The 26,327-nt window shown below is 75.3% G+C and carries 20 protein-coding genes and 1 pseudogene; 7 read left to right on the top strand and 14 right to left on the bottom strand.

Going from position 1 to position 26,327, the window contains the following annotated elements; genetic code table 11:
• Window positions 1-179 precede the first annotated feature (179 nt).
• Window positions 180-1,577: a GPP34 family phosphoprotein gene (locus HNR12_RS28990; RefSeq protein ID WP_179765873.1), complete on the top strand. Its 1,398-nt coding sequence runs from the start codon at window positions 180-182 to the stop codon at window positions 1,575-1,577.
• A gap of 161 nt (window positions 1,578-1,738) precedes the next feature.
• On the opposite strand, the gene HNR12_RS02180 is transcribed toward HNR12_RS28990, so the two are convergent.
• Both HNR12_RS02180 and HNR12_RS02175 read right to left on the bottom strand, forming a co-directional pair.
• Window positions 1,739-2,467 carry a sigma-70 family RNA polymerase sigma factor gene (locus tag HNR12_RS02180; RefSeq protein ID WP_179765872.1) on the bottom strand — a complete coding sequence of 243 codons (729 nt, stop codon included), beginning with the start codon at window positions 2,465-2,467 and terminating at the stop codon, window positions 1,739-1,741.
• A gap of 344 nt (window positions 2,468-2,811) precedes the next feature.
• On the bottom strand, window positions 2,812-3,327 hold the full coding sequence (locus HNR12_RS02175; RefSeq protein WP_246424982.1) for a hypothetical protein: 516 nt from the start codon (window positions 3,325-3,327) through the stop codon (window positions 2,812-2,814).
• A 913-nt stretch (window positions 3,328-4,240) separates the two neighbouring features.
• Here HNR12_RS02175 and HNR12_RS02170 point away from each other — a divergent pair.
• Window positions 4,241-4,711, top strand: a complete 471-nt coding sequence (locus tag HNR12_RS02170; protein WP_179765870.1) for a MarR family winged helix-turn-helix transcriptional regulator — start codon at window positions 4,241-4,243, stop codon at window positions 4,709-4,711.
• A 72-nt stretch (window positions 4,712-4,783) separates the two neighbouring features.
• Here the strand turns inward: HNR12_RS02170 and HNR12_RS02165 are convergent, their stop codons facing one another.
• The 6 genes from HNR12_RS02165 to HNR12_RS02140 all read right to left on the bottom strand — a co-directional run bounded on the left by HNR12_RS02165 (window position 4,784) and on the right by HNR12_RS02140 (window position 9,604).
• The gene (locus HNR12_RS02165) at window positions 4,784-6,028 is read right to left on the bottom strand and encodes an alpha/beta hydrolase family protein (protein ID WP_246424981.1); all 1,245 of its coding nucleotides are present in this window, start codon (window positions 6,026-6,028) and stop codon (window positions 4,784-4,786) included.
• A 208-nt stretch (window positions 6,029-6,236) separates the two neighbouring features.
• Window positions 6,237-6,560 (bottom strand): helix-turn-helix transcriptional regulator, encoded by a 324-nt coding sequence (locus HNR12_RS02160; protein WP_394353907.1) that lies wholly within the window; start codon window positions 6,558-6,560, stop codon window positions 6,237-6,239.
• Entirely contained in the window at window positions 6,553-7,407 is an 855-nt protein-coding gene (locus tag HNR12_RS02155) for an ABC transporter permease (protein ID WP_179765869.1), read from the bottom strand. The genes HNR12_RS02160 and HNR12_RS02155 overlap by 8 nt, the downstream gene beginning before the upstream one ends.
• Window positions 7,404-8,393: an ABC transporter ATP-binding protein gene (locus HNR12_RS02150; protein WP_372451095.1), complete on the bottom strand. Its 990-nt coding sequence runs from the start codon at window positions 8,391-8,393 to the stop codon at window positions 7,404-7,406. Before HNR12_RS02150 ends, HNR12_RS02155 begins: the two co-directional genes overlap by 4 nt.
• Window positions 8,394-8,568: 175 nt before the next feature.
• Complete coding sequence (locus HNR12_RS02145) at window positions 8,569-8,853, bottom strand: DUF2277 domain-containing protein (RefSeq protein WP_179765868.1); 285 nt, start codon at window positions 8,851-8,853, stop codon at window positions 8,569-8,571.
• A gap of 100 nt (window positions 8,854-8,953) precedes the next feature.
• Window positions 8,954-9,604, bottom strand: a complete 651-nt coding sequence (locus HNR12_RS02140; RefSeq protein ID WP_179765867.1) for an endonuclease — start codon at window positions 9,602-9,604, stop codon at window positions 8,954-8,956.
• 251 nt (window positions 9,605-9,855) lie between these two features.
• On the opposite strand from HNR12_RS02140, the gene HNR12_RS02135 reads away from it, so the two are divergent.
• Together HNR12_RS02135 and HNR12_RS02130 are read left to right on the top strand one after the other, a co-directional pair.
• A complete protein-coding gene (locus tag HNR12_RS02135; RefSeq protein WP_308118442.1) occupies window positions 9,856-11,163 on the top strand; it encodes a serine hydrolase domain-containing protein in 1,308 nt (435 codons plus the stop codon).
• A 247-nt stretch (window positions 11,164-11,410) separates the two neighbouring features.
• Window positions 11,411-12,082: a sulfotransferase family protein gene (locus tag HNR12_RS02130; RefSeq protein WP_449338319.1), complete on the top strand. Its 672-nt coding sequence runs from the start codon at window positions 11,411-11,413 to the stop codon at window positions 12,080-12,082.
• A gap of 143 nt (window positions 12,083-12,225) precedes the next feature.
• Here the strand turns inward: HNR12_RS02130 and mmuM are convergent, their stop codons facing one another.
• From mmuM to HNR12_RS29690, 3 genes and pseudogenes are all read right to left on the bottom strand, one after another.
• The gene (mmuM, locus tag HNR12_RS02125) at window positions 12,226-13,110 is read right to left on the bottom strand and encodes a homocysteine S-methyltransferase (protein ID WP_179765865.1); all 885 of its coding nucleotides are present in this window, start codon (window positions 13,108-13,110) and stop codon (window positions 12,226-12,228) included.
• Window positions 12,996-13,502, bottom strand: coding sequence for a nitroreductase family deazaflavin-dependent oxidoreductase (locus HNR12_RS02120; protein ID WP_246425234.1), 507 nt, complete (start codon window positions 13,500-13,502; stop codon window positions 12,996-12,998). The genes mmuM and HNR12_RS02120 overlap by 115 nt, the downstream gene beginning before the upstream one ends.
• A gap of 32 nt (window positions 13,503-13,534) precedes the next feature.
• Window positions 13,535-13,975, bottom strand: a pseudogene (locus HNR12_RS29690) (ThuA domain-containing protein); the annotation flags it as partial.
• A 129-nt stretch (window positions 13,976-14,104) separates the two neighbouring features.
• Between HNR12_RS29690 and HNR12_RS02110 the strand changes: the two are divergent.
• On the top strand, window positions 14,105-17,380 hold the full coding sequence (locus tag HNR12_RS02110; RefSeq protein ID WP_308118444.1) for an AAA family ATPase: 3,276 nt from the start codon (window positions 14,105-14,107) through the stop codon (window positions 17,378-17,380).
• 112 nt (window positions 17,381-17,492) lie between these two features.
• Here the strand turns inward: HNR12_RS02110 and HNR12_RS02105 are convergent, their stop codons facing one another.
• Together HNR12_RS02105 and HNR12_RS02100 are read right to left on the bottom strand one after the other, a co-directional pair.
• Complete coding sequence (locus HNR12_RS02105) at window positions 17,493-19,679, bottom strand: ADP-ribosylglycohydrolase family protein (protein ID WP_179765864.1); 2,187 nt, start codon at window positions 19,677-19,679, stop codon at window positions 17,493-17,495.
• Between the two features lie 450 nt (window positions 19,680-20,129).
• Window positions 20,130-21,344, bottom strand: a complete 1,215-nt coding sequence (locus HNR12_RS02100; protein WP_308118445.1) for a CaiB/BaiF CoA transferase family protein — start codon at window positions 21,342-21,344, stop codon at window positions 20,130-20,132.
• Window positions 21,345-22,003: 659 nt separating this feature from the next.
• On the opposite strand from HNR12_RS02100, the gene HNR12_RS02095 reads away from it, so the two are divergent.
• Complete coding sequence (locus tag HNR12_RS02095) at window positions 22,004-22,981, top strand: sulfite exporter TauE/SafE family protein (RefSeq protein ID WP_179765862.1); 978 nt, start codon at window positions 22,004-22,006, stop codon at window positions 22,979-22,981.
• 232 nt (window positions 22,982-23,213) lie between these two features.
• Here the strand turns inward: HNR12_RS02095 and HNR12_RS02090 are convergent, their stop codons facing one another.
• Window positions 23,214-24,326, bottom strand: a complete 1,113-nt coding sequence (locus tag HNR12_RS02090; RefSeq protein WP_179765861.1) for a hypothetical protein — start codon at window positions 24,324-24,326, stop codon at window positions 23,214-23,216.
• A gap of 515 nt (window positions 24,327-24,841) precedes the next feature.
• Between HNR12_RS02090 and HNR12_RS02085 the strand changes: the two genes are divergently transcribed.
• On the top strand, window positions 24,842-25,747 hold the full coding sequence (locus HNR12_RS02085; protein ID WP_179765860.1) for a Gfo/Idh/MocA family protein: 906 nt from the start codon (window positions 24,842-24,844) through the stop codon (window positions 25,745-25,747).
• Window positions 25,748-26,327: the final 580 nt, after the last annotated feature.

Raw genomic sequence — 26,327 nt, 5'->3', positions numbered from 1 at the left:
CACCGCAGCCGCCGATTCCCGAGGAAGTCCCCGGAAACACCCGCTCGCCGCGCGCGCCGCCGCGGGATTGCGGAGAACGCCGCGCGAATCGGCGGCGGCCGCACGGCCGTTTTCGCAACCGCGTCCCGTTCCGGGGCGTCTACCCCTGTGAACCCGCCCGCGCTGAGCGAGAGGTGCGCATGGGGAGATTCCGCATTGCCCTCAGCCTTCTCCTTTTCGGACTGGCCGGGGTCCTCGTCCTGGGCACGTGGGCACCGGGCGGCATCGACCTCGTCGCGTGGCTCGCGCTGTGGGCCGGTGCCGCGTCCTTCGCCTGGCACGGGCTGCGGGCTCTGCTCGGCAAGGCCGACCCCCCGCGGACACCGCCGGCCGCGCCGCCGGCCCCCGCCGCGCCCGGCGCCCCCCTGCCCCCGACAGGCGCGGCGCGGCCGCACGGACTCCCCGGAGGCGAGGCGGTTCCGCCCGCCTTCACCGGCCCCGACGGGCGCCCGCTCGGCTCGGGAAACCCCCCGCCCGCCGGGCAGCCCGGTTATCGCGAGGTCATGCAGGCGGCGGGGCATGCCGTCAAAAGCACCGCGACGTTCATGTCCCGGCTCACGGTCGTCCTGGCCCTTCTCTTCCTCGTTCCGGTGACACTGGGCCTGTTCATCGGCGGAATCGTCATGGTCGGCAGGGGCGAAACCCCCACGGGGGCTGTCGCCCTCGTGGCGGCCGGATGGATGGGGTGGTACTGCTGCTTCCCCCTGCTCGCGCTCTGGAACGGCGACGAGGACGAGGAACAGGATCCCCCGGCCGGCGGGTACGACGCGGCCGCGGACGGCTCGGTGCCCATGGCGGCACCGCCGCAGCTGTCCCTGCCCGAAGAGTTCCTTCTGCTCGTCCATGACCGCTACGGCGGCGTCCACGATCTCCACCAGGCCGCCGTCGCCTGCGCCGCCGCCGAACTGGGCGAGCTCGCGCTGCGCCGTCGGCTGCGCGTCGTGCCCCAGAAGAAGGTCAGGCTGTTCGGGTTGGACGCCTACCTCACGGCCGGAGGGTCGCCGGGACGGATCCACCTGCTCGACACCACTCCCACCGGCCTCGCCTGGGCCGACGGCGTCCTCGCGGAACTGGCGCGGCTCGCGGCCGCCGAGGGCGGGCCGGTACGCCTGCGCACATGGCTGCGGCAGCGCGGCGACGACGCGCTCCCGGTGCACCGGCAGGCGCTCATCGCACGGGCGGTCCTCTTCCACAGTCCCGGGGCCACCTCGGAGGACGACGAGCGGCACTACCCGGACGTGGCCGTGCGCAACTCCCTGATCAGCCGGCTCAAGGCGGTCGCCGAGGAGCGGGTCGCCATGGACGAGCGCACGATGCTGATGCTGGACCTCGTGGAGGCCGCCGGACTGAACAAGGAGTTCGGACTGGTGCTGACCCCGCGGCAACGGCTCGACTACGCACGGGGCACCGGGGCGGTGGCGGCCCTGCCGGTGGACCTCAAGGACACGAGCACGCTGCTGTCGATGATGGTGCCGTCAAGGCGCGACGAGGGCGAGGTGTTCGAGGGCGGCGACGGTGACGGCGGTGGTGGGGAGTAGGTGCCGGGGTGGCCAGGGGGCGGTTTGTCAGCTGCATCCAACACGCTCCTTTACGGCGTAGATTCACATATGAGATTTGAGGGCCCGCGCTGCCCTGTCCCGGAGCCGGGCACGGGTGGGACCCGGACCCTGCGGTCCGGGCCCCACCTCTTCCCCGTACTTCAGGCCCGGCCAGGCGTGCGGGGCGGCGCGCTCCTCCCCCGTTCCGCCGCGGCCGCTGCCTCGGCGGGCCGCTCCCCCCGAGGGCCGGGCACTCCCCGAGCCGCTTCCTCGGCGGTGCGCAGGGCCGCGATGAGGTCGTCGCGGGCGCGCGCCACCCGCGAGCGGATCGTGCCCACCGGGACGCCGACGACGGCGGCGGCCTGGGCGTAGGAGTGGCCCTCCACCTGCGTCAGCCAGAACGCCGTACGGCGCGGCTCGGACAGGTGGCGCAGCAGGTCGTCCAGCACCAGTTCCTCCTCGAACGACGGGCCGGTGCGGCGGGCGGCGTCCGCCGCCGCCTCTCCCCTGCCTGAGCGGGCCGGGCGGGGCCGCGCCGCCATGGCGCGGAAGTGGTCGACCACCGTGCGCCGGGCGATCGCCATGAGCCACACGCGCGCCGGCGCGCGCCCGGCGAAGGACGGCAGCGCGCGCAGGGCCCGCACGAACGTCTCCTGGGTGAGGTCGTCGGCACTCTGCTGGTCGGTGAGGTGGGCGACGAAGCGCCACACCTGCGGTCGGGTGAGCCGGACGAAGTCGTCCACCGCTCCGGCGACACCGCGCCGCGCCGCCAGCGCCGTCTCGGTGATGGCACGGTCATCGGCTGTCGGTTCGTCGCCGCGTCTGGGGCGTCCGGCGCGCGCCGGACGCACACCGCCGGCGGGGGGACGCGGGGACTTGGGAATCGGCATCGGGGTGTCCTTCTCGCTTCGGACATGCCCGGGCGGGACCGCGGGCATGGGCACAGGCTCGCGCGCCACCGTGCGGGCACCGCCGGACAGCGGTCGGGCGAGCGAGGGAATGGGCGCGGCGGCCGCGCGGGAGGGCCCGCGCGGTGCCGCGGAACCGCACCGGCCCCGGGAGGGCCGAACCCGCGCGGCGGCACACGGGCGTCGCTCACGGCCGCGCCGACGATGCGGGGTGTCCCCTGCGTCGGCGCGGTGTGTCGCGCAGTGTGCCGCGGCGCGCGCGGGCGGCCGCTCCGCCGCCGTCGTCGGACGGCCGAACGCGCGGGCGGCCGGGCGCGGTGCGGGTGTCAGTGTGCGGCGAGAAGGAGGGGCGGTCCGCGGACGACCAGCGCGTGGCGCAGCACGGCCGCGGGCGGACGCGGCACGGACCGCACCGGCGCGGGCGCGGTGGGGCGCGGCGCGGGCGCCCAGCGGGGGCGGACCACCCGGGGAAGGGCCCCGGCGAGCAGCCCGCGCAGGTGGCGGGCGAGGCGGAAGGCGGCGGCCTCACCGGTGCGCAGCCACCACGAGGACACCGCGGCCGCCGCGACGTGGACCGCGAGCATGCCCGCGCCCCCTTCGCCGCCGTCGCCCTGCGGGGCCGCGGGCAGGGTGTGCCCGAGGTGGCCGGCGGGCGCGGCGCCACCGGGTTCGGCGAGCAGCTGCGCGGCGGTGAACAGCAGGTGGAGGCCGAACTGGCTCCACAGCATCCAGCCGAGGATGGTGGCGTAGCCGCGTTCGCGTCCGGCGGGGGCGAGCGCGACGGCGAAGACCGCCGCGAACCCGGCGGCGATCCCGGCGAGGGGTACCTGGTGCGCCGACATCAGGGCATGCCCGGTCCCGGACACGCCCACCGCGACGGCGGCGAAGACGGCGGCCCGGAGGATGCGCGATGGCGGCGGTCCGTTCACAGCACCGCCATCCTCGCACCGAGTCCCGGGCGCGCGCATCCGGGTCCGGTCCCCGCCCCCGGACCGGTCAGCCTTCGGCCAGGCTCCGACGAGGGCGCCGAAGGCGGGTGGCAGGTGGGGGACCACCGCCACCGCCACCAGATGCGAGGGCTTTGACGGGGCAGCGAGGGCGAAGGGGGGTCAGACAGCGATCGGCGAGTCCGGCGGATCGCGGCCTCGCGGCCACCGGAGCGGTCGGCACCCGGTCAGGCGGTGAGGACAGCGCCAAAGGCGACAGGGGACCCGCCTTCGGGCCCGGTTGGGGTTCGGCGACGCAACAGGGCCGGGGGTGCCGGGCGGGGCGCGAGAGCGCTGGAGGCACCGCGCCCGGCGACGATTCCGCCAGCCCTCTCGGGCTCCGGCCGCCCGAGCTGGGGTCGGAAACCGCTTGCCTCTGCTCGGTTGCCTCACGACGCGAGGCGAAATCGCAGGGAGTGCGACGTTCCCGCACCCACGACCACCCAGACGGTCGGAACCGCGAGATCGCCACGCAAAGAAGCGAACATTCGCCTCACAGCACCCCCGGAAGGCGCCACGGCGTCTCAAGTTGTGGCCCCCAAGGACCCACACGCCTTCTCCATCCCAGCCCCCTCGTCCCAAGAGCCGACATAGAGCGCGAATGGTCGCTGGCACCCGCCGCGGCACGCCGGATTCCGCCGCCCTCGCCTGCCGAACCGCGACTGCGAGGACGACCAGCACGTGCTGCCACGTCTCCCCCGATGGCGGTGTCCGCCGTCCACGGGGATTTGTGGGTGGGGCCAATGGTTGTTTTGGTAGGCTGCGCGGCATGGAGACCGCACCCGCGCGTTCCGCGCCCGATCGGCTGAAGGCTGTGCCGACCCGGTTGTTCGGTCGCATCGCGGTGTACAGCCAGCGGCTCAGCGCCGAGGCGCTGGCCGAGGCCGGAGTCCGCAGCTACCACTACGCGCTGCTCGCCGCGCTGGCGGAGTTCGGCCCGACCAGCCAGGCCGAACTCGGCCGCCGCTGCGGCATCGACCGCAGCGACGTCGTGGCGGTCCTCAACGACCTCCAGGAGCGCGGGGCGGTCGAGCGCACGCCCGACCCGGCCGACCGCCGCCGCAACTCCATCGTCCTCACCTCGGCCGGAGGCGACCTGCTGCGGCGCCTGGACTCGGTTGTGGGCGAGATGCAGGACCGCCTGCTGGCACCGCTGAGCACCGAGGAGCGCGCCGTCCTCGTCGGCCTGCTCGTCCGCCTTGACGAGCACCACGCACCGGGCCCCGCCGACCAGGCGTGAGCGGGGGGCGGTGACGGCGGGCTCCCCGCCGCCCAGGCCCCACCGCCCGCACGTCCGCCCGGCGCTCCGCCGCTAGCCCTGCTCGTCGCCGATCACGACGAGTTCGGGGTGGACCCCGGACGGGTCGCGCACCACCGGCTGGTCGGAGCCGCGCAGGTGCTGGGTGAAGAACGCGGTGGTGTACTCGCGCACGATCCGCAGCAGGTGCTCGGGGTCGCCGGTGCCGTACTGGTTGGCGATGTCCTCGGCCGGGATCTGGTCGCGCAGGCCGAGCCGGTCGACCAGCACCCCCCGGTCGGTCGCCGAGGAGTGCGCCGACCCAGTGAGGACCAGCCACTGGCGCCAGCCGGTCTGGCGCGGCCACATGGCCTCCTGGCTGTCGCCGAAGGGCTGCGGCTCCCCCGCGATCAGGCCGAGGGGTCCCTCCACGCCTTCCTCCAGCGCAGGCGCGTAGTAGGGGCCGTCGAAGTTCAGGCCCGCGCCGACGCGGTCGTCGGTGCGCAGCACCTCGGCCGCGGCCGAGCCGCCCGCGGAGTGGCCCGCCATGCCGATGCGGTCCGTGTCGACGCGCCGGCCGCCCGGCCACACGGCGTCCGGGCCGGTCAGCTCGTCGATGACGAAGGACACGTCGGCCGCGCGGTTGCGCGTTCCCTCGGGCCAGCGGTCCTGGGCGCAGGCGTCGCAGCCCAGCACGCGGCCGCCGGGGAACTCCACCGGCCCGGCCTCATAGGCGTGGTCGACGCCCACGGCGACGTAGCCGTGGCTGGCCAGGTCCTCGGCCAGCGTGGTCAGGGTGGTGCGGCTGTTTCCGGCGCCCGGCGAGAGCAGCACCATCGGCCATCCGCCGCGCGTGGCGCGCACCGGGGCGTCGGTGAAGGAGTGGGTGCGGATCTCGCTGAACGTGTCGTCGGGAAGGTCCAGGCCCAGGGACTCCACGGTCGCCGCCGACTCGGCCGGGGTCATGTAGTCGGCGCGGTGGCCGGTGGGGCGGGCCGCCGGGTACCAGACCGTCACCATCAGCTCGCGGACCGCCGCGTCGGGGTGCCAGATGTCGGCGCGGCTCTCGTCGGTGAGGTGCAGGGTGGTGGTGCCCACGGTGCGGGGGCCGGTGGGGGCGAGCAGAGCGGCCGGGGCCCCGCCGCCCGCGCCCGCCTGGTCGGCGGCCGGGGCGGTGTCGGCGGCGGCCGGCACCGCCGCCGCCCCGGCCGCGGCGGTCGCGGCGGCCAGGAGCGCGATCCCGCGGGCGAGGCGGGCGGCGGTCGCGCGCGGACGCGCGCTGCGGGGCCGGCCGGCGGGCGGGGTGGGTGCGGTCAGCAAGGAAAGCCCTTTCGGTCGGTCGTTGGGAGCGGACCGCGTCGGGCCGGAGGCCGGCCCGCGGTCACGACGACCCACCGTAGGAACGTGCGCTGCGCACCGGGATGGGGCGCGGCGTCGAATTGCCCGGAGGCGCGCCGCACCGGCGCCCGGGGGTTTTCCCCACCGCGCGCCCCGCCCCGCACGGCCTCGCGCCCGGGCGGCCGGACCGCTAGCTGCCGATGCGGGGGAACGGCTCGGTGGAGAACACCACCTCCACCGGAACCTCGAAGTACCGGGCGATGCGCAGCGCCAGGTGCAGGCTCGGGTTGTACTCGCCGCGCTCCAGGTAGCCCACGGTCTGGTAGTGCACGCCCAGCGCCTCGGCGAGCTGACGCCGCGACACGCCGCGTTCGGTGCGCAGCACGGCGATGCGGTTGTGGATGCGCTCGGCCTCGGCCCCCGCCCCGGAGCCGCCCCCGCGGCCGGCGGACGTCGGCGCGCCGACGCCGGGTTCGGTCCCGGCGCCGCGCCGCCCGCTCTGCCGGCTAGGCACGCTGCATCGCCCGCCGGCGGCCGGCCTCCATGCGCGAGCCGGACTCGCGCCGCGCCATCCGGCGCAGCACCGCCGCCGCCACGACGAAGCCCACCGCCGCCCAGAGCGCCATGACCAGCGCGGCCTCCCCCAACCGCCAGGACTCCCCGATCTCGATGGCCAGCATGGAGTCGGGCAGGAACACCGAGCGCATGCCCAGGGCGATCCAGTACAGCGGGAAGACCTGGGCGATCCACTGCAGCCATTCGGGGAACCCGCTGACCTGGTAGAAGACACCGGAGATCCCCATGAGGGCCATGAACGGCAGCATGATCAGCCCCATGGTGGCGCGGGGGTTGGTGATCAGCGACCCCAGGACGGCCCCGATGGGCGCCATCGACAGCAGGCCCAGCACCGGTACCCAGGCCAGGGTGATCCAGTCGGCGGCCTGGTAGACCCCGAACCCGTCGAAGAGCAGGAAGGCGGGCACCAGCAGCAGCGTCACCGAGGCGGCGGTCACGCCGATGATGTAGACGGCCTTGCCGAGCAGGTAGGCGGTCATGCCGTGGGGCACCGCCTTGGCCCGCAGCAGGGTGCCGTCCTCGCGGTCGACGGCCAGGCCCTGGGCCACCGAGGTGATCCCCGAGGAGGCCACGAGGAAGCCCACGATGCCGGCCAGCCACATGTTGGCGATGGGGACGTCGGTGCCGCGCACGCTCTCGCCGCGCATGAACATCGCCATGACGGTGAAGACCACGGCCACCCCCAGGTAGCCGATGAGGTCCTCGCGGCTGGTCATGGACTGGCGGAACTCGATCCAGCCGCGCCGCAGACCCGAGCGCAGGGCGAGGACGGTGGGACTGCTCATCGGATCTCCTCGGCGAACTCCAGCGCGGCTTCCTCGGCGCTGCCGGACTCGTGGCGGTGGACCAGGGTCATGTAGGCGTCCTCCAGGCTGGCCCGGCGGACCTCCAGGTCGGCGATCCGGTCGCCGTGCTCCTCCAGCAGGCCGCGCAAAAATCCGGTGGCGTCAGACGTGCTGTGGACGAAGCGCCGGCCGTCGCGGGTCCACTTGACCTCGGCGTCGGCGGGCACCTGGGCGGCGAGCTGGTCGGCGCTGCCCTCGGCGACGATGCGGCCGCCGGCCATGATGAGGATGCGGTCGGCGAGCTTCTCGGCCTCGTCGAGGTCGTGGGTGGTGAGGATGACGGTGGTGTCCTCGTCGGCCAGCCCGTGGACGATGTCGTGGAAGTCGCGGCGCGCCTCGGGGTCGAAGCCGGCGGTGGGCTCGTCCAGGAACAGGACCTCGGGGTTGCCCACGATGCCGATGGCGACGTCGAGGCGGCGGCGCTGCCCGCCGGAGAGGGTGTTGACCCGGTTCCCGGCGTACTGGGTCAGGCCCACGGTCTCCAGGAGCTCGGGCACGGGGCGCGGGCGGCGGCGCCGGGGCGAGGAGTAGGGGCCGTAGAACCGGGCGAGGTAGGCCAGCAGCTCCTCGACCTTCCAGCGGCCGTGGTCGCGCCAGGACTGCAGCACCACGCCCAGGCGGGCCCGCCAGCGCTCGTCGCCGTGGGCGGGGTCGGTGCCCAGGACGGTGACCTGTCCGCCCGACCGCATCCGGAAGCCCTCAAGGATCTCGATGGTGGTGCTCTTGCCCGCGCCGTTGGGCCCCAGGAGGGTCAGCACCTCGCCCCGGCGGGCCGTGAAGCTCACGCCCTTGAGCACGTCGGCGCCGCCGTAGCGCATCCGCAGGTCGCGGACCTGGATGACGGCGCCGTCGCCGTCGGGGGAGGAGTCGGGGTCGGCGCGGTCGGCAGCCGCGGTGCGCTGCTGCCCGCCGTCCAGCATGGCCATATCCGTCATACCTTTCATCGGTGAACCACTACCGTTTATAGCAGTCCTACTACATCATGGCCAAGCTGTACGAAGAAGACCAGGTCAGAGACGAGAGCAGGAAGAGAGTCGGGGGACCACCACCCGGCCCCCCGGCACCGGCCGGGCTCGGCGGCCCGGCCGTGCGCCGGCGCGACTACCCGGCCGCCGGGGCGGTGCCGTAGCGCTGCCGCGCGCGCTCCCTGGCGCGGGCGGCGTCCTCCTCGCGCGAGCGCGGCGGCGCGGTGGTGACCAGGGAGTCCAAAAGTTCGGCGGTGGCCGCGGCGACGGCCGCGACCGCGCGGTCGAACGCCTCCTGGTTGGCGGCCGAGGGCCGGGTGGTGCCGCTGACCTTGCGGACGTACTGCACCGCGGCGGCCTGGACCTCCTCAGAGGTGGCGGGCGGCGCGTAGTTGTGAAGGCGGCGGATGTTTCGGCACATACCTCCACGCTACCCACCGGCACCGACACCGCCGGGGCCACGCGGCGGGCGTCCGGGCACGCGCCGCAGCGCCCTCCCCCGCGGCGCGGCGGCGCCCGGGTCAGGCGGCCTCGCGGACGCGGCGGGCCAGGTCGGCGTCGCGCGCCGCGCGCACCAGCCCGGCGGTGAGCGCGGCCATCTCCTCGCCCTCGACCAGGCCCCCTAGCCGCTCGGGCGAGGGCGGCAGCCCCACCCTGTCGGCGCCGGTCCGCGCGCGCCGGTCGGCGTAGGGCCGCAGCCACGGCCACACCGCCTGGGCCTCCCGGCAGAACACCGCGGCCCCGGTGGGCCCGATCCCGGGGAACTCCTGGACGGCCGCCGCAAGGCGGGTGCGCCTGCGCTGGGCGGCCTCCCCCATCCGGCGCAGGTCGCCGCCGTAGCGCTCGCCGGCCAGGTCGGCGCACTCCCCCAGGCGGGTGGCGGTGCTCTCGTCGTAGCGCACGTAGTGCCCCCGGCCCAGCGCGTCCACGCGCTCCTGCCAGCTCAGCTCGGCCATGCCCCGCGGGGTGGTACCCCCGGCGGCGAACAGCTCGCGCGCGGCGGCCACCGCGATGTCGGCCGAGATCCGCGCCGATACCAGGTTGACCACGACCAGCAGCTGCCACAGCGGCGCCGGCCGGTCCGCCAGGCGGATGCCCGCCTGGCGGGCGAGGGTCGGGCCCCCCTCCGCCAGCACCGCGCGGGCGATCGTCTTCTCGCGCTCGGCCGCCATCGTCTCCTCCTCGTGCCTGCTCGAAGCCTGCGGTCGCCTCGTGGCGGCCTCCGCTACCCGCCGGGCCCCCACCGCCAACGCGCCCCGGGCGGGTGCGGCGGGCGGGGCGCGGGGTGAAGGTGTGGCGGGGTGAGGGGATGCGATAGCGTTCCTCCGTCCATCGGCCGGTATGCGCCGGTGGTGGCTCCGCCCTGCGCTTGCGGAAACCCTCTTCTCCCCTTTCGCTCACCGGTTCCGCACCTGGAGGCTGTGTGACCACCGCTCTTGGCCGCCGCGACCTGCTGAAGGCGTCGGGCGCCGCCGGCGCCGCCGTGCTGGCGGGCGGCCTGCTGTCCACCGCGACCGCCGCCCCCGCCGCCGCGGCCGAACGCACCTGGCGCGCCACGGGTGTCGCCAACGCGGCGCTGGCGTCCTTCGACAACACCATGAAGAGCTACATGCAGGCGCGCAACATCACCGCCGGTTCGCTGGCCGTGGCGCGCAACGGCAAGCTGCTCTACGTGCGCGGCTACACCTGGGACGACCCGGCCAAGCCCACGACCCAGCCCACCGACGTCTTCCGGCTGGCCAGCGTGTCCAAGCCCATCACCGCCACGGCGGTCATGCGGCTGGTGCAGACGGGCAGGCTGAGCCTGACCGACCGTGTCACCGACCTGCTCACCCTGCGCCCGCCGGCGGGCCAGACCGCCGACCCCCGGCTCAAGGACGTGACCGTGCGCCGGCTGCTGCAGCACCTGGGCGGCTGGGACCGCGACGTCTCCTTCGACCCGCTGTGGAGCGACGCCCGGATCGCCGGCGGCCTGGGCGTGGGCTACCCCCTCAGCAGCCGGGACATCATGCGCTACGTCACCGGGCAGCCGCTGGACCACGCGCCGGGCACCACCTACGCCTACTGCAACTACGGCTACCTGCTGCTGGGCGAGATCATCGCCGCGGTCTCGGGCACGAGCTACGAGGACTACGTCACCCAGGAGATCCTGCGGCCGCTGCGGATCACCCGCATGCGCCTGGGGGCGTCGCTGTCCCAGGACACCTCCGGCGAGGTCGACTACAACTCCCGGTACACGGGCCGGTCGGTGATCGACGACTCCGGCGCCACCCTGCCCCTGCCCTACGGCGGGTTCAACATGGAGACGCAGTTCGCCAACGGCGGCTGGGTGGGCTCGGCCGCCGACGTGGTGCGCTTCTGCTACCTCTACGACCAGCCGGCCAGCGCGCAGATCCTCTCCAGCGCCTCGATCAAGACCGTCTACGCCAAGCCCGAGGCGGGCGGCTGGAACGGCTACCACTACGGCCTGGGCTGGTATGTCCGCCCGGTCAGCGGCGGCCAGAACACCTGGCACACCGGCAGCATGCCCGGCACCTACACGCTGCTCATGACCAGCGGCGGCCTCACCATCGCCGCGCTGTTCAACCAGCGCAAGGAGGGCGACAACCTCAACTGGGGCGAGATCGACCCCCTGCTGTGGGACGCGGCCGACGCCGTGGACACCTGGCCCACCACGGACCTCACCTCGCGGTACTTCCCGCCCGAGGGCTGGGTCCCCGTGCGCCCCTGAACGCCGGGGCGGTCCGCACACCGCTCCGGCTCCCGGCCCGGCGCGCCCCCTCGCGGGGCGCGCCGGGCCTTTCGGTGTCCGCGCCGCACGCGCCGCCACCTGCGGCGTCGCCGTGAACACCGGGCCGGGCACGCACCGCCACGGGGTGGGGCCATAGTGGTCTTGTGGCCGGCGCGCCGCGGCCGCCGCACTCCGGCGGCCCGCGCGCTCCCGGCCGCGTCCTACGGCAGACGAAGGAGGAACCATGGTGCAGCTCATCGGTGCGGGATTCCCGCGGACCGGTACCACCTCGATGAAGGCCGCGCTGGAGCGGCTCGGCCTGGGCCCCTGCTACCACATGTACGAACTCTTCAGCCATCCCGAGCACCTGGCGCGCTGGGAGCACGCCGTCCACGACGACCCGGTGGACTGGGACCGCGTGACCGAGGGGTACGCCTCGGGCGTGGACTGGCCGTTCTCCTACTTCTGGCGCGACCTGGCCGCCGCCTACCCGCAGGCCAAGGTCCTGCTGACCGTGCGCGACCCGCACCGCTGGTACGCCAGCATGGCGGCCACCATCGTCCGCCAGGCCGAGATGGTCACCGGCCTGGACGAGGGGGCGCCGCCGGCGCTGCGGCGGCTCTCGGGCGTGCTGGCCCCCATCTGGAAAGACGTGTTCGACGCCAACGGGGCGCCCGACGAGAAGCGGGCGGTCGAGGTCTTCGAGGCCCACACGGCCGCGGTGACCGAGGCCGTTCCGGCGGAGCGGCTGCTGGTCTACGAGATCGGCCAGGGCTGGGAGCCGCTGTGCGCGTTCCTGGGCGTGGCCGTGCCCGACACCCCGTTCCCGCACCTCAACGACACCGAGGCGATGCACCGGGTCATGGCGGACTTCGAGGCGGGGCGCACGCCGGCCTCGCCGTTCGAGACCTCCGGCTGATCCGTCCCCGTCCCAGCGACACGGCCGGCACCCGCGCACCGGTCAACGGGCCGCCGCACCCTCCCGGTGCGGCGGCCGCCGCGCGTCCCGGGCGCGCGTGGCGAGGGCGGGCGTGGAGGAGGGGGTGGGGCGGGTGCGGCGGATCAGTCCAGGTGGGCGCGGATCTGCCGGATGTGCTCGGGCGTGGTGCGGCAGCAGCCCCCGATCAGGGCGGCCCCGGCAGCCCTCCAGCGCCGCGCGGCCGCGCCGAAGGCCACCGGGTCGCGTTCGCCCCGCCACCGCCGGGTCCGGGGGTCCCACTCCTCGCCGGAGTTGGGGTAGACCACGGCGGGCACCCCGCTGATGCGGCCGAGGAGGTCGGGGATGTGGCGGGGCGGGGTGCAGTTGACGCCGACGGCCAGCACCCGCGGGTGGCGGGCCAGCGGCGCGGCGCACTCGGCCAGCGGGGTGCCGTCGCTAATGCGCTCGCCGTCGCGGCAGCTGAAGCTCACCCAGGCGCTGATGTGGGGGGTCTCGTCCAGCAGGCGCGCCAGGGCGCGCGCCTCGGCGGCCGAGGGGATGGTCTCGCAGGCCATGAGGTCGGCGCCGCTCTCGGCGAGCAGGTGCCAGCGCTCGCGGTGCCAGGCCGCCAGGCCGTCCTCGTCGAGGTCGTAGGCGCCGGTGTACTCCGAGCCGTCGGCCCGCGCGGCGCCGTAGGGTCCGACGCCGGCGGCCACCAGTCCGCCGCCGTGCTCGTCGCGGGCCTGGCGGGCGAGTTCGACCGAGCGCGCGATGAGGGCGCGGGCCTGGGCCGGGCTCAGGCCGCGGGCGGTGAACGCGGGCACGCTGGCCTGGTAGGCGGCGGAGACGGCGATGTCGGCGCCGGCGGCGAAGAAGTCGCGGTGCGCGCGGCGGATGAGGGCGGGGTCGTCCTTCAGCAGCCGCGCCGACCACAGTCCGCCGCCGAGGTCGCCGCCCAGGTCCTCCAGCCGGGTGGCCAGGCCGCCGTCCAGCACCAGGACGCCGCGTTCGGCCAGGAGGGAGTGCATGGCCCCAGGCTATGCGGCGGCGGACCGGCCGGGGGCCGCGTCCACGCGCAAGAACTCCCGGATGCGCAGGAGCCGGGGCGGGCGGTCGGCGTCGGGGCGAGGGCGGCGAACGCCTCGTCCTCCCCGACGATGCGCGGGGCGGTGAGGGCCACCTCGCGGCCGTCGACGCGCAGCCGCGCGCCGCCGGCGGCCAGGACGTTGCGCACCCAGTCGGAGCGGGCGCCGTAGACCGGCACGAACAGGTAGCCGCCCTCGACGGGGCAGGCGTCGAGAGGGGTGCGGTAGGTGGCGCCGGAGACCCGGCCGACATGGACGAGCACCGGCCACTTCCCGCTCGCGATCGCGCGCGGGTTGAAGACCCGGCGGTTGAGGTGGACCCACCATCTGGGCATCGGCACGGCCGTCTCCCGGGGCGGGGGTCGCGGTCGAAGTCGTACCACTCGTCGGTGCGCGCCCAGGTGCAGCCGAGGTGGGCGGTGGCGGGGTGGGTCCGGTCCTCCACGCGCAGCAGCGCGGGCTGGGGCTCGGGGTGGCGGGTGAAGCGGGCGCCGAGGAGGTCGGCGTAGAAGGGCCAGTCGGGCTCGGCGGTGGCGGCGGCGTGCACGCCGGCGAACCCGCCGCCCCCGCGCACGTGGGCGGCCAGGGCACGGCGCGCGGTGCCGTCCAGCACCGTGCCGGAGGTGCTGAGGAACACCACCGCCGCGCAGTCGGCAAGGCGGTCGGCGCGCAGCGCGGCGGGGTCCTCGGCGGCCTCGACCTCCAGGCCCAGGGCCCGGCCCAGAGCGGCGAGCGCGGCGACCCCGGCGGGGATGGAGGCGTGGCGGTAGCCGGTGGTGCGGCTGAAGACCAGGAGTCGTGCTGCCATGGGCGCACCCTACGCCGCCCGCGCGCCCGTCCCCCCTGCTGCCGGGCCCGGCACGTCCTAAAAGACCGATAAGGTATGCGCTGCGGGCGCGGGCGGCAGCGGAGGCCGGCGCCCGGACACCGTCGCGTCGTGAAGGGCTGGTGGATGTACACGGTCCAGGTCTCCCAGTCCCGGCGCCGGGCGGCCGCCGACCTCAAGACGGTGCTGGACGCCCACCCCGACACCGACCTGTACCTCTACGTCGAGCCCGGCGAGTACGTCGCCGCCGAACCCTTCACCATCCGGCGCCACGTCATCGTCGTGCCCACCGCCGGCCCCGGCTCGGTCACCGTCACCGTGCCCGGCTCCAACGTCTTCAACGTGCGCTCGGGCCGCCTGGAACTGTACGGCGTGGGGGTCCGCAACTCCTCCACCGAGTACCCGCCGCTCTACGCCCACCCCGGCACCGCCGTCAAGGCCGTCGACACGGTCTTCGAGGCGCCGCTGCGGGTGACCGCCGTGCAGGCCGCCGTCGAGATGGCCCGCTGCGTCTTCCACGGCGGCGGACTGCTGCTGGACCGCACCGGCGGTGCCGTGCACGAGTCCCGGTTCACCCGCGCGCGGCTCGCGGTCTCGGGCGCCTGCTCACCCGAACTGCGCGACCTCCGCTTCACCGGCGACGCCGAGGGCAACGCCGTGTACATCGAGGGCGGCGCCTCCCCCGCGGTGCGCGGCCTGCGCATCAGCGACGCCGGGTCGTCGGCCTACCCCGCGCTCGCCGTGACCGGGCGCACCAGGGTCGAGATCGCCGACTGCACCATCACCGGCACCACCAGCGTCCCCCTCATCGCCAAGGACGGGGCCGACCTCACGCTGCGCGGCCTGCGCATCGAGGGCGGCCTGCGCGAGCACAACTCCATCGGCGTGGAGAACGACTGCCGGGTGCGCGTGGCCGACGCCGAGATCCTGGACTCCCCCGGCTGCGCCGTGCACGCGGTCGGCGGCTCCCTGTCGCTGACCGGACTGCGCGCCCGCCGCCCCGCCTACCTGGGGGTGTCGGTCGTCGACGGCCGCCTGGACGGCGAGGACGTGCGCGTCGAGCACCCGCTCAAGGGCGGCATCGCGCTCAACAACACCACGGCCGCCCTCACCGACGTGGCCGTGGAGTCCGACGTGGCCCCCAGCGACGACCCCGAGCAGCACGGCTACGCCGCCGTGGAGGTCAGCGGCGGCCGCCTGGAGGTCGAGGGGCTGCGGATCTCGGGCTGCTTCGTGGGCGTCAGCGCCGCCGACGACGCCACCCTCACCCTGCGGGGGCTCGACGTCGCCCGCAGCGCCGCCAACGGGCTGGTCCTGCGCACCGGCAGCTTCGCCGAGGTCAGCGACGCACGCATCACCGACTCCGCCAAGGACAGCGTCAACATCTCGGGCAGCCGCCTGCTGCTCAGCGACGCCGAGGTGCGCGGCACCCAGACCCTGGCCATCGGGGTCGACGACAACGCCAGCGCCGCCCTCACCGACACCACCGTCCACGGCGGGCCCAGCGGCGGGGTGTTCCTCACCGAGCGGGCGCGGCTGCGGCTGATCCGCTGCACCGTCGTGGGCGGCGGCGGCCCCGCCGTCGTCGGCCCCCGCGAGGCCATCCTGCAGATGGACGACACCACGCTCACCGACGAGGACGCCGACGGCACCCGGGTGAAGGCGGCCGCGGGCGCCGACGGCGGCGCCCACCCCGACGCGGCGGGCGGCCCCGCGGCCCAGCCGCTGGAGGTGCTGCTGGCCGAACTGGACGCCATGACCGGCCTGGCGGGGGTGAAGAAGGAGATCCGGTCGGTGGTGGCCATGCAGCAGGTCAGCGAGAAGCGGGCGCGCGCCGGCCTGCCCAAGCTCAACCTCAGCCGCCACCTGGTCTTCTCCGGCCCCCCGGGCACCGGCAAGACCACCGTCGCGCGCCTCTACGGCCGCATCCTGCGCTCCCTGGGAGCCGTGGACAAGGGCACCTTCGTGGAGGTCGCGCGGAGCGACCTGGTGGGCCAGCACCTGGGCGAGACAACGCAGAAGACCACCGAGGTCTTCGAGCGGGCGCGCGGCGGCGTGCTGTTCATCGACGAGGCCTACGCGCTGTCGCGGCGCTTCGGCAGCGGCAGCGACTTCGGCCAGGAGGCCATCGACACCCTCATCAAGCTGATGGAGGACCACCGCGACGAGGTCGTGGTGGTGTTCGCCGGCTACTCCAGCGAGATGCGCTCCTTCCTGGAGGCCAACCCCGGGCTGCGGTCGCGGGTGTCGCGCACCGTGGAGTTCGAGAACTACAGCCCCGAGGAGCTGACCTCGATCTTCGCGGGCATGGCCGGCGCCCAGGGCTACGTGCTGGGCGAGGGCGTGCGCGACCTGGTCGCCGCCCACTTCCGGCGCCAGTCGCGCGACTCCTCCTTCGGCAACGGCCGCGAGGCGCGCCGGGTGCTGGAGGGGGTCATCCAGCGCCAGGCCGAGCGGATCATGGAGTCCGCCGCCGAGACCGCCGACGACTTCGCGCTGATCCTGCCCGAGGACCTGGACGGGCTGGTGGGGCCGGGCCTGGCCGCACGGGTGGGCGACCCCCGCGACCAGGAGCAGACCCGCGCGCTGCTGGCCAAGCTGGAGAACATGATCGGCCTGGCCGAGGTCAAGGAGCAGGTCGCGGCGATGATCGCGCTGCTGTCGGCCGGGCGCCGCCGCCGGGCGGCGGGCCTGGAGGCACCCCAGCCCTCCCGCCACCTCGTCTTCACCGGCGCCCCGGGCACCGGCAAGACCACGGTCGCCCGGATCTACGGGGAACTGCTGGCCGCGATGGGCGTGCTGGCCCAGGGCCAGGTGGTGGAGGTCGCGCGCGCCGACCTCGTGGCCGGCTACGTCGGGCACACCGCCCAGCAGACCCGCGAGGTGTTCGAGCGGGCGCGCGGCGGCGTGCTGTTCATCGACGAGGCGTACTCCCTCACGCGGTCGGGCGGCGGGGGCGCCGACTTCGGCCGCGAGGCGGTGGACACGCTCATCAAGCTGATGGAGGACCACCGCGACGAGGTCGTCGTCATCGTCGCCGGCTACACCGACGAGATGGCGGAGTTCCTCCGCAGCAACCCGGGCCTGGCCTCGCGCTTCTCGCGGACGGTCACCTTCGCCTCCTACACCCCCGACGAACTGGTGCGCATCTTCGCCGCCACCGCCGCCGAGGCCGACTTCGCGGTGCCCTCGGCCACGTCGGCGCGGGTGGAGGAGGTGGTGCGCGCCCAGGAGCACCGCTTCGCCGAGGGCAACGCCCGCGAGATCCGCAAGCTGTTCGAGGACAGCGTCACCCGCCAGTCCCGCCGCATCGAGCGCCTCGCCCGCGAGGGCGCCGAGCCCACCACCGAGGACCTGCAGACCCTGCTGCCGGAGGACATCGGCTGATCCCACGGCAGGGAGCGGCCTGAAGGGCCGCCCTGCGCCCGCGCCGCCGTCGACGGCGGCGCGGCACGACAACTCCGGGGCGCGCGGGAGTGGCTGGGCGCCGCCGCGCTCGTCAGCTCCGCCGGGGCGGGGCCAGCCAGTCGGGCAGGGGCTCGCGCGCGGCGCGCCAGTCGGGCGGCACCGCGTCGGCGCCGGCGCGGGCGGCGATCACCCCGCCCGCGATGGCCGCCGTGGTGTCGGTGTCGCCGCCCACGCCCACGCACGCGCGCACCGCGGCGGCGAAGGAGTCGCCGTGGACGGCCGCGGCCCACAGCGCGAACGGCACGGTGTCGGGCGCGCTCACCCGCGAGCCGTTGCCGAGTTCGCGGGCGGCCTCCGGCGCGCTCGCACCCAGCAGCCCCCGGGCGCGCTCCAGGCCGGCGCGGACCGGCCCGGGCGCGGTGCGCCCGCACACGGCGGCGAGCAGGTCGCCGCCGGGCATGGCGGGCTCGGCCGTCCACACGGCCGCGGCGACCGCCACCGCGACCGCTCCGGCCACGCCCTCGGGATGGGTGTGGGTGACCTCGGCCGCGCGCGCCGCCTCCTGGGCGGCGCGCGCGGGATCGCCCGCGAAGTAGGCGCCCAGCGGCGCCACCCGCATCGCCGCGCCGTTGCCGTAGGAGCCGGTGCCGCCGAACTGGGCGGCGGCCGCCGCGCGCCAGTCGGCCCCGGCGGCGATGCGCTCCAGCAGCTCCCCGGCACCCCGGCCGTAGCCGCGCGCGGCGGTGAACCGGGCGGCGAAGAGGCGCGCCAGCTCGTCTTGGTCGGCTCGGCCGGCGCGGGACAGCACGTCCACCACCGTCGCGGCCATCTCGGTCTCGTCGGTCCAGCGCCACGGGCCCGGCGGCAGCGCGGTGCCGTGGGCGCCGGGCGGCGGGACCAGGGAGCCGAAGGCGTCGCCGACCGAGAGCCCTTCCAGCGACGCCCGTGCGCGGGCGTCGGCCGACGGCCCGCCCGCCGCGCCGGGGCCGCCCGAGGCGGCCAGGTACTGGGCGGTGAGGTCGGCCATCCGGCCGCGCCGGCGGGTGTAGCCCGACTGACTGGCGTAGGCGGCCTTGGACACCCGGCTGGCGTCGTCGGTGCGGGCCCGCCGGGCGAGCTGGTCGAGCTCGGTGATCTGCGCCGTCAACTCGGCGGCCTGGTCGGGCGGCGCCGAGGCGGCCTGCTCGGCCAGCTCGCGGCGGGCCCGCTCCAGGGTGCCGGCGGCCCCCTCGCGGTCGCCCGCGCGCAGGGCCTCGCTGGCCTCGCGCTTGGCGGTCTGGGCGCGCTGGAACGCCTCCTCGGTGCGCACGGTCGGGTTGGGCACCCGCCCGGCGGCGGTGTCGCCGGGCACCACGTTGACCGAGATGGGGAGGGTGGCGGTGTAGGTGCGCAGTGTGGCGGGATCGGCGTAGGTGGCGACCAGGTCGGCCACGGTGGCGGTACCCAGGGCGGGGATGCGCGGCACCGTGAGGCGCAGCAGAAGGCGGCGGTGCTCGCCGGAGTAGAAGTCGCCCAACTCCAGCATGAGGGAGCCGTCGGGAAGCAGGTTGCCGGGCATCTCCCCGGCGACGGCCACCTGCGCGACCAGCGGTCCGGGCCGCACCCGCAGCGACACGGCCTGGGCGGTCTTGGACAGCAGGAACTCCGCCTCGCGGGCGATGAGGGCGGCGGCGGAGTCGGGGTCCTCGGCGAACAGGGCGCTGCCGGCGCCGCCGTCGGAGACCGCGCCCAGCAGCGCCTCGTCGTAGCCCAGGCCGTAGCCGAGCGTGGTGGTGGTGACGCCCGCGCCGTAGCCGTTGCGCGCGCAGTCGGCCAGCGCGGCGTGGTCGGTGATGCCGAGGTTGGCGTGGCCGTCGGAGACCAGCAGCAGGGTGGCGCCCCGGTCGGAGGCGCGGCGGGCCTCCTGGATGCCGCGCAGCAGCCCGCTGGACAGGTCGGTGCTGCCGCCCGCCCGGATGGCGGCGATGCGCCGGCGCGCGGCGTCCTTGTCGGTCAGCGGACCGGCGGGGACCTCGACCCGCGCCTGGTTGTCGAACGTGACCAGGCCGAAGTTGTCGGCTAGGTCGAGGCGGTCGACCAGCGACAGCAGCGCGCGGATCGCGCCGTCGAGCCGGGCGCCGCCCATGGAGCCGCTGCGGTCGAGCACGACCTGGAGGGTGGCCGGGGGCCGCGCCGCGTCCTTGGGCTGCTCGGGAGCCGTGACGTCCACGAGCACGGTCACATGGTCGTCGGCGTCGACCGGGATGACGTCGAAGTCCAGCAGCGCGGACAGGTGCATGGCGGCTCCTCCGGGTGGGCGTGCCCCGGAATATACCGAGGTGGGGCGACGAAACGGGGGCCGGGGACGCGAGCGGGCCGCAACCGGCCGGGCGGGGCGGACCGGGTGGACGGCGTGGCGAAACGGGCCTGTGGACGACGGACGCACGGCCGGCCGCCGTCCTGCTACCAAAGGAGCATGACGACATCACACTGTGTGACCGCACTGGGTCAGGGCCGCCCCCAGCCCCCGACCCCTCCCCCGCCGTCCTACCACCGCGACCGCTCCCGCCGCGCGCCGGCCGCGCCGCCCCGGCCCGCGGCACCGCGGCCCGGCACCGGCCCCGGACAGAGGTCTTCGCCGGCCTTGGGCCGGGCCCCCGCCGCGCCGGGCGGCCCTCCGGGTGCGGCGGGGGCCGGGGAAGGAGCGCACCCGTCCGGCGGCGCGCCCGCGCCGCCGCCGGGGGCCGGATCAGGCGGTGGCGGTCTCCTCGCCGCCGAGGCTGTCGAGCCAGGCGCGGACGCTGTCGTTGTGCTCGCCCAGCCGGGGCGGGGGCCGGTGGCCGTGGCGGGTCTCCGCGCCGTCCACCGGGTCGCTGAACCGCACGGCCGGGCCGGGCAGCTCCACCTTGCCCAGGACGGGGTGGTCCACGCCCACCACCAGGCCCTGGGAGCGCACCTGGTCCCACTCATAGACCTGGTCGATGGTGCGGATGGCACCGCAGGGGATCCCGATGCCGTCGATGCGCTCCAGCCAGGTGTCGCGCGAGGCGGTGGCGAGCACGGCCTCGATCTCCTGGTTGAGCGCGGGCCGGTTGGTCACCCGGGCGGCGTTGTCGGCGAACCGGGGGTCGTCGGCGTCGATCCCGAGCAGGCCGGCGAACTTCGCCCACTGGCCCTGGCTGGCCACGGCCACCTGGAGCATGCCGTCGGCGCAGGCGTAGGCGCCGTAGGGCGCGATGGAGGGGTGGTGGTTGCCGATCGCCTTGGGCACCTCGCCGCCCACGGTCCACCGGGTGCCCTGGAAGGCGTGCACGCCCACGATCGAGGACAGCAGGGAGGTCCGCACCACGCGGCCGCGCCCGGTGCGCTCGCGCTCGTAGAGCGCGCTGAGCACGCCGTAGGCGCCGTTCATGCCCGCCAGCAGATCGCCGATGGGCACGCCGACCTTGGTGGGCTGGTCGGCGGAGGGCCCGGTCAGGCTCATCAGCCCGGCCTCGCCCTGGGCGATCTGGTCGTAGCCCGAGCGCCCGCCCTCCGGCCCGTCATGGCCGAAACCGCTGATGGAGCACAGCACCAGGCGGGGGTTGAGTTCGGCCAGCCGCTCCGCGGAGAAGCCGAGGCGGTCCAGCACGCCGGGGCGGAAGTTCTCCACCAGCACGTCGGCGGCGCGCACCAGGCGGGTGAGCACGTCGCGGCCGTCGTCGGACTTCAGGTCCAGCTCGATGGACTCCTTGTTGCGGTTGCACGAGAGGAAGTAGGTGCTGATGCGCTCGTCCTCCGGACCGACGAACGGCGGCCCCCAACTGCGCGTGTCGTCGCCGGTCCCGGGCTGCTCCACCTTGATCACCCGCGCGCCGAGGTCGCCCAGCAGCATCGCGGCGTGCGGCCCGGCCAGCGCCCGCGACAGGTCCACGACGACGATCCCGGTCAGTGGTCCGACGCCATCGGTCGGGTCCGCGCTCACGCCCATCAATCCCCTCGTCTCCTCGGTCCCGCGGCCACCCGTTCCGGCAGGCCACGCCGCGCTCCGCGATGTTCCGAACCGCGTCCTGCGTATTCTCCAGTTCCGCCGCCCGGCGACGATGATCGCCCCCCTCGTCACGCGGAGCGACGGTCACCGAATCGACGAAAACCCAGGTCAGAGCCTATGTCTCGGTTCCAGGTGCCATGGCCGGCCAGACGCCCTCCCCCGGCGAGCAGGATGCCGCGCCGCAGATGGCGAGGTGTGAGGCGCGTGCTCTCGTGGCCGGTGATCAAGGCCCTGCGGAGACGTGTCTCAGAAAACAAACCCGCACCTTTACGACGTAGATTACATATTGGCACAGGCGGCCTCCCACCGGCATGGGCAGCAGCCACGAGCAACCGCCGGACCATCCCCGCGTGCGCGGGGAGCTCCCTGACCAGCCTGGGAGCATGCCGGCGAGCCTGGGCGCCTGCGGCGCCCCGTGGCGACGACCGAGGATCCCTGAAGGGGCGGATTGGCCGCCTCGCTCCGACCTGCGGCGCTTCGAGTGGAGATGTCGCTCACGTGCGGGTGAGCATATTTTCCCTTGTCCAGTAGGGAATGGAGGATTAGCATCTCTACTGAACCGGTAGACAAACTTCGCAAACGGGAAGCCGCGCATGCAGACCCTCGTCCTCCTCGCCCTCGTGGGCCTTCTCGCCCAGTTGGTCGACGGCAGCCTCGGCATGGCCTACGGCGTCACCTCGACCACGCTGCTGCTGCTTGTCGGCACCAACCCCGCCGCCGCGTCGGCCACCGTCCACTTCGCCGAGATCGGCACCACGCTGGCCTCGGGCGTCTCCCACTGGCGACTGGGCAACGTCGACTGGAAGGTCGTCCGCCGCATCGCGCTCCCGGGTGCCATCGGCGCGTTCGCCGGTGCCACCTTCCTCAGTTCGCTCTCCACCGAGGCCGCCGCCCCGATCATGGCCGGCATCCTGCTGGCGCTGGGCGCCTACGTCCTCGTGCGCTTCACCGCGTGGGGCATGCCCAAGGGCCGGCTCGGCAAGCCCGTCCGCCGCCGGTTCCTCACCCCGCTCGGCCTGGTCGGCGGCTTTCTCGACGCCACCGGCGGTGGCGGGTGGGGGCCGGTCGGCACCCCGGCGCTGCTGGCCAGCGGCCGGATCGAGCCGCGCAAGGTCATCGGCTCCATCGACACCAGCGAGTTCATCGTCGCCATCGCCGCCAGCATCGGCTTCCTGGTCGGTCTCGGCAGTGCGGGCGTGAACCTCCTGTGGGCCGTCGGCCTGCTCGTCGGCGGTGTGATCGCCGCCCCCATCGCCGCGTGGATCGTGCGGCACGTGCCGTCGCGCGTCCTCGGTTCGGCGGTGGGCGGTCTCATCGTCCTCACCAACGCCCGCACCCTGCTCGACGCCCTGGGCGCCGCCCCCGCACTGCGCACGGCCGCCTACGTGGTCCTCGCCCTGGTGTGGGCGGGCGCCATCGCCTGGTCGGTCCGTGCGCACCTGATCGAGCGCCGCGCCGAGACCGTCCCCGCCACCCCCGAACCCGAACCTGCGGCCCCCGCCGCCTCTGCGGCCGAGGCCGACACCCCCGCGCACCCGGCCTCCCCCGCCCCCTCCGCCCCGCTCGACTGAGCGACCGAGCCGACGCGCCTGGCGCGTCATCCGCTCCGCCCGGCAGCGCGGGGCCGGACGGAGCACAAGGCGAGGGCGGTGCGGCCATACCGGCCGCGCCGCCCTCCGCCCGTTGCCGGGCGCGGACGGGATCCGCCCTGCGTCCGCGCATCGCCGCCGGACACCTCGCCCGGCCGCTCCCCCGCCCGCCTGTACCCGCACCCGACGGCGCCGCCGGGCCGCCGACCAGAGGTCAGCCCGCCACCGCGTCCAGGCGGTCGAGCTCGCGGCACGCGGAGTCGTACTGGGCCGAGCTGACCAGCGGCCGCCCCGCCAGCAGGTAGTCGCCCACCGGGGTCAGCAGCAGCGTGCCCTCGTCGAACTCCCGCAGCCGCACCCGCTGCCAGTCCTCGCGCCCGGTCTCCACCGGCCGCAGCGGCAGCCCGTGGATCGGCAGGCCGCCCGCCCGGTTCGACGGGCACCGGCCGTCGCCGTCCTCCCAGGCCGCCGACAGCGCCGACCCGTGGGCCTCGGCCTCCTCGCGGCGCTGCACCTCGCGGTCGGCCGCCACGGCGATCAGGTAGCGCAACTCCTCCAGGGGCCCCAGATCGGCGCGCGAACCCGCGTAGTGCAGCAACTCCACCACCTCGGGCTCCATGTGCAGCCCCGCCATCTGCTCGGCGACCGCCTCGGGCCCGGGCGCGCAGTCGGCTCCGGCCAGGGCGAACATGTCCATGGCGTCGCGGGGGCCGAAGGGCCGCTGGAACCGCTCCTCGGCCACGGCGAGCAGCCCGGCGGTCCACGGGTGCTCGGGCAGCCGGGTGCGCGGCACGACGGTGCGGAAGTTGCCGGGCAGCGCCGCCGTGCGGATCTCGACCAGGTTGGGGCCGTCGAGCAGGGGGTCGAGGGAGGGCCAGTGCAGCACGGCCGACACGTGCCGGTGGTCGGCCCCCATCAGGCAGACGTCGATGCGCTGCACCGGCCGCTCGCGCCGCACCCGGCGCACCGCGCGCCACAGGGCGGGCTCGTCGGCGACGGCGAGTTCGAGGTCGCCCACGGGCCGCAGGAGGCCGTCGGGATACAGCCGGCCCAGCGCCGGGCCCTTGAGGACGCGGCAGCCGACCTCGGCCGCCAGGATCCGGTGCAGGCCGCGGTAGTCCTCGGCCCGGTGGCGCGCCCGGCGCAGTTCGTCGCGCGCGCCGCTGCCCAGGGGATGGCCGTCGCGGTGCAGGATCGACAGCAGCAGGTGCGGCAGGTTCGGCGCGGTGGCGCGCGCGGCTGCCATGAGGTCCGCCAGATCGTCCTCCTCGGCGTCGAGGCAGAGCCGGAACAGCTCAAGGTCGATCTGCGGTGCGGATTCGCTCATGTACCTGTTTCCTTCGCCGGTCGGCGCCCGTTCACCGCATCGCGGGACGAGCGCCGACGCCGCGCCGCCGGGGCGGCGCTCCGGGTGCGGCGGCACGCGGGGATGGGCGCCGACGTCAACCGGAAGGGGCATTTTCCCAATGGCCACGCTAACCAGACATACAGTGATCCGTATAGCGCCGCCCTTTTCCGTCCGCTACAGACAATAATCAAATCACAACGCAACGCGCAACCTCTTGACCACATCGCGCCATTGTCTGGGTACACCATTCACGGCGTACCGGAAAACGACGCGCCCGGTTGCGTGCGCTCCGATATATACGCGTGTTCCTTCACGGGCGACGGCCGCCAATTGCCGCGGAAATCGTCGGCACGGCGACCGCCGTGCGCAATTGCGCATTCCCCCGCCCTCGGCGCTCCGATCCGGCCGCCCGCCCGGCGCGCCGGCCCCCGACCCCCGTTGGGAGAATGGCACCGACCACGGCAGGGGCCGCACCACCGGAGAGGAGCCGCCGTATGGCGCTGAGGACGGGTCTTCTGGGCACGGGCTACTGGGCCCGGGAGACGCAGGGCGCCGCGCTGGCCGCCCATCCCGACGTCGACCTGGTCGGGGTGTGGGGGCGCGACGCCGGGCGCGCCCAGGCGCTGGCCGACCACCTGGGTGCGCGGGCCTACACCGACGTGGCCGCCCTGATCGGCGACGTCGACGCGGTGGCCGTGGCGCTGCCGCCCGACGTGCAGGCCGAACTCGCGCTGCGCGCGGCGCGGGCGGGCCGCCACCTGCTGCTCGACAAGCCGGTGGCGCTGTCGGGCGAGGCGGCCGCGGCGCTGGCCGCCGAGACGGGGCGGCGGGAGCTGGCCTCGGTCGTGTTCTTCACGATGCGGTTCTCCGCCGCCATGGACGCGTTCCTGCGCGAGACGGCCGCCGCGGGCGGCTGGAACGGCGCGCAGGCCACCCTGCTGGCCGACGCCCTGCGGCCCGGCAGCCCCTACTCCCGGTCGCCCTGGCGCCGGCGGAAGGGGGGCCTTTGGGACATCGGCCCGCACGCGCTGTCGCTGCTGCTCCCGGTGCTGGGTCCGGTGGCCGAGGCCACGGCCGTGGCCGGGCCGCACGCCACCACCCACGCGCTGCTGCGCCACGAGGGCGGGGCGGTGAGCGCGCTGGCGCTGACGCTGGACGCCACGAGCGCGGGCCGCCGCTGGGAGTTCGTGTTCCACGGGGTGAACGGCGTGGTGTCGCCTCCGGGGGACGCGCAGACGCCGGTGGCCGCGTTCACCGCCGCGATCGACGAACTGCGCGAGGCCGTCGCGGGCGGCCGGCCCAGCACGCTGGACGTCCGGTTCGGGTACGAGGTCGTGCGCGTGCTGGAGGCGGCGCAGCGGTCCGTGACCGAACGCCGCACGGTTCCAGTGGAGCGATAAGCGGCCGGAGAATCCAGTGAACCGAATTCAGTACTGGTGAATGCACCGAGGTCCGCCGCCGGGACCACCTGTTCGGTGCCCCTCCTTATCTCCAGAGGGCGCGGGTGGAGGCGGTGGGCCCGCGCCCGTCCGAACGCGGAACGCGCCTATTCCGGCGGCGGCAAGGGAGCGCGGCCGGCGCGGGGCGGGTCGGGCGGCCGACCCGCGATTCGTCGGGCATGGCCGCGGCCGACCATCGGCGCGGTGGCGAGGGCGGCCGCAGAGCCGCCCTCGGGTTTGGCGGGGCGGGGACGCTGGAGCGGCCGGCGGGACGGGCCGCTCCCGGATCCGCGCTCGACGGCGCCCGACCTGCCCGAGGTGCGGACGCCGGCCGCCCGTTCACCGGCCGCCCACCGGGCGCTGCCCGGCGGGCGGCGGTGCGCGGGGAGGCGCCGGAGGGCGGCTGAACCGCTCGCCCCTACCAGAGGTCCGGGGTGGTGGCAGCCTCGCTGAAGTCGCCCCTGCGGAGCGCTTCGGCGGGGACCGACCCGCGCGTCCAGCCGCCTTCCCCGCCGATCCGCCGAAGGTGCCGGTGGTCGCC

The organism is Streptomonospora nanhaiensis, assembly GCF_013410565.1.
In the GTDB taxonomy this organism is placed as follows: domain Bacteria; phylum Actinomycetota; class Actinomycetes; order Streptosporangiales; family Streptosporangiaceae; genus Streptomonospora; species Streptomonospora nanhaiensis.
The sequence above is the reverse complement of the archived record's forward strand: the minus strand, read 5'-3'. Positions and strand labels throughout refer to the sequence as shown.

Bases quoted from the DNA above. Each gene is read 5' to 3' on its own strand.
- HNR12_RS02150 (WP_372451095.1), bottom strand. From the start codon at position 8,393: ATGGCCATGCTGGACGGCGGGCAGCAGCGCACCGCGGCTGCCGACCGC.
- HNR12_RS02085 (WP_179765860.1), top strand. From the start codon at position 24,842: ATGGCGCTGAGGACGGGTCTTCTGGGCACGGGCTACTGGGCCCGGGAG.
- HNR12_RS02155 (WP_179765869.1), bottom strand. From the start codon at position 7,407: ATGAGCAGTCCCACCGTCCTCGCCCTGCGCTCGGGTCTGCGGCGCGGC.
- HNR12_RS02095 (WP_179765862.1), top strand. From the start codon at position 22,004: ATGCAGACCCTCGTCCTCCTCGCCCTCGTGGGCCTTCTCGCCCAGTTG.
- HNR12_RS02105 (WP_179765864.1), bottom strand. From the start codon at position 19,679: ATGCACCTGTCCGCGCTGCTGGACTTCGACGTCATCCCGGTCGACGCC.
- HNR12_RS02170 (WP_179765870.1), top strand. From the start codon at position 4,241: ATGGAGACCGCACCCGCGCGTTCCGCGCCCGATCGGCTGAAGGCTGTG.
- HNR12_RS02120 (WP_246425234.1), bottom strand. From the start codon at position 13,502: ATGCCCAGATGGTGGGTCCACCTCAACCGCCGGGTCTTCAACCCGCGC.
- HNR12_RS02145 (WP_179765868.1), bottom strand. From the start codon at position 8,853: ATGTGCCGAAACATCCGCCGCCTTCACAACTACGCGCCGCCCGCCACC.
- HNR12_RS28990 (WP_179765873.1), top strand. From the start codon at position 180: ATGGGGAGATTCCGCATTGCCCTCAGCCTTCTCCTTTTCGGACTGGCC.
- HNR12_RS02175 (WP_246424982.1), bottom strand. From the start codon at position 3,327: ATGTCGGCGCACCAGGTACCCCTCGCCGGGATCGCCGCCGGGTTCGCG.
- HNR12_RS02090 (WP_179765861.1), bottom strand. From the start codon at position 24,326: ATGAGCGAATCCGCACCGCAGATCGACCTTGAGCTGTTCCGGCTCTGC.
- HNR12_RS02140 (WP_179765867.1), bottom strand. From the start codon at position 9,604: ATGGCGGCCGAGCGCGAGAAGACGATCGCCCGCGCGGTGCTGGCGGAG.
- HNR12_RS02180 (WP_179765872.1), bottom strand. From the start codon at position 2,467: ATGCCGATTCCCAAGTCCCCGCGTCCCCCCGCCGGCGGTGTGCGTCCG.
- mmuM (WP_179765865.1), bottom strand. From the start codon at position 13,110: ATGCACTCCCTCCTGGCCGAACGCGGCGTCCTGGTGCTGGACGGCGGC.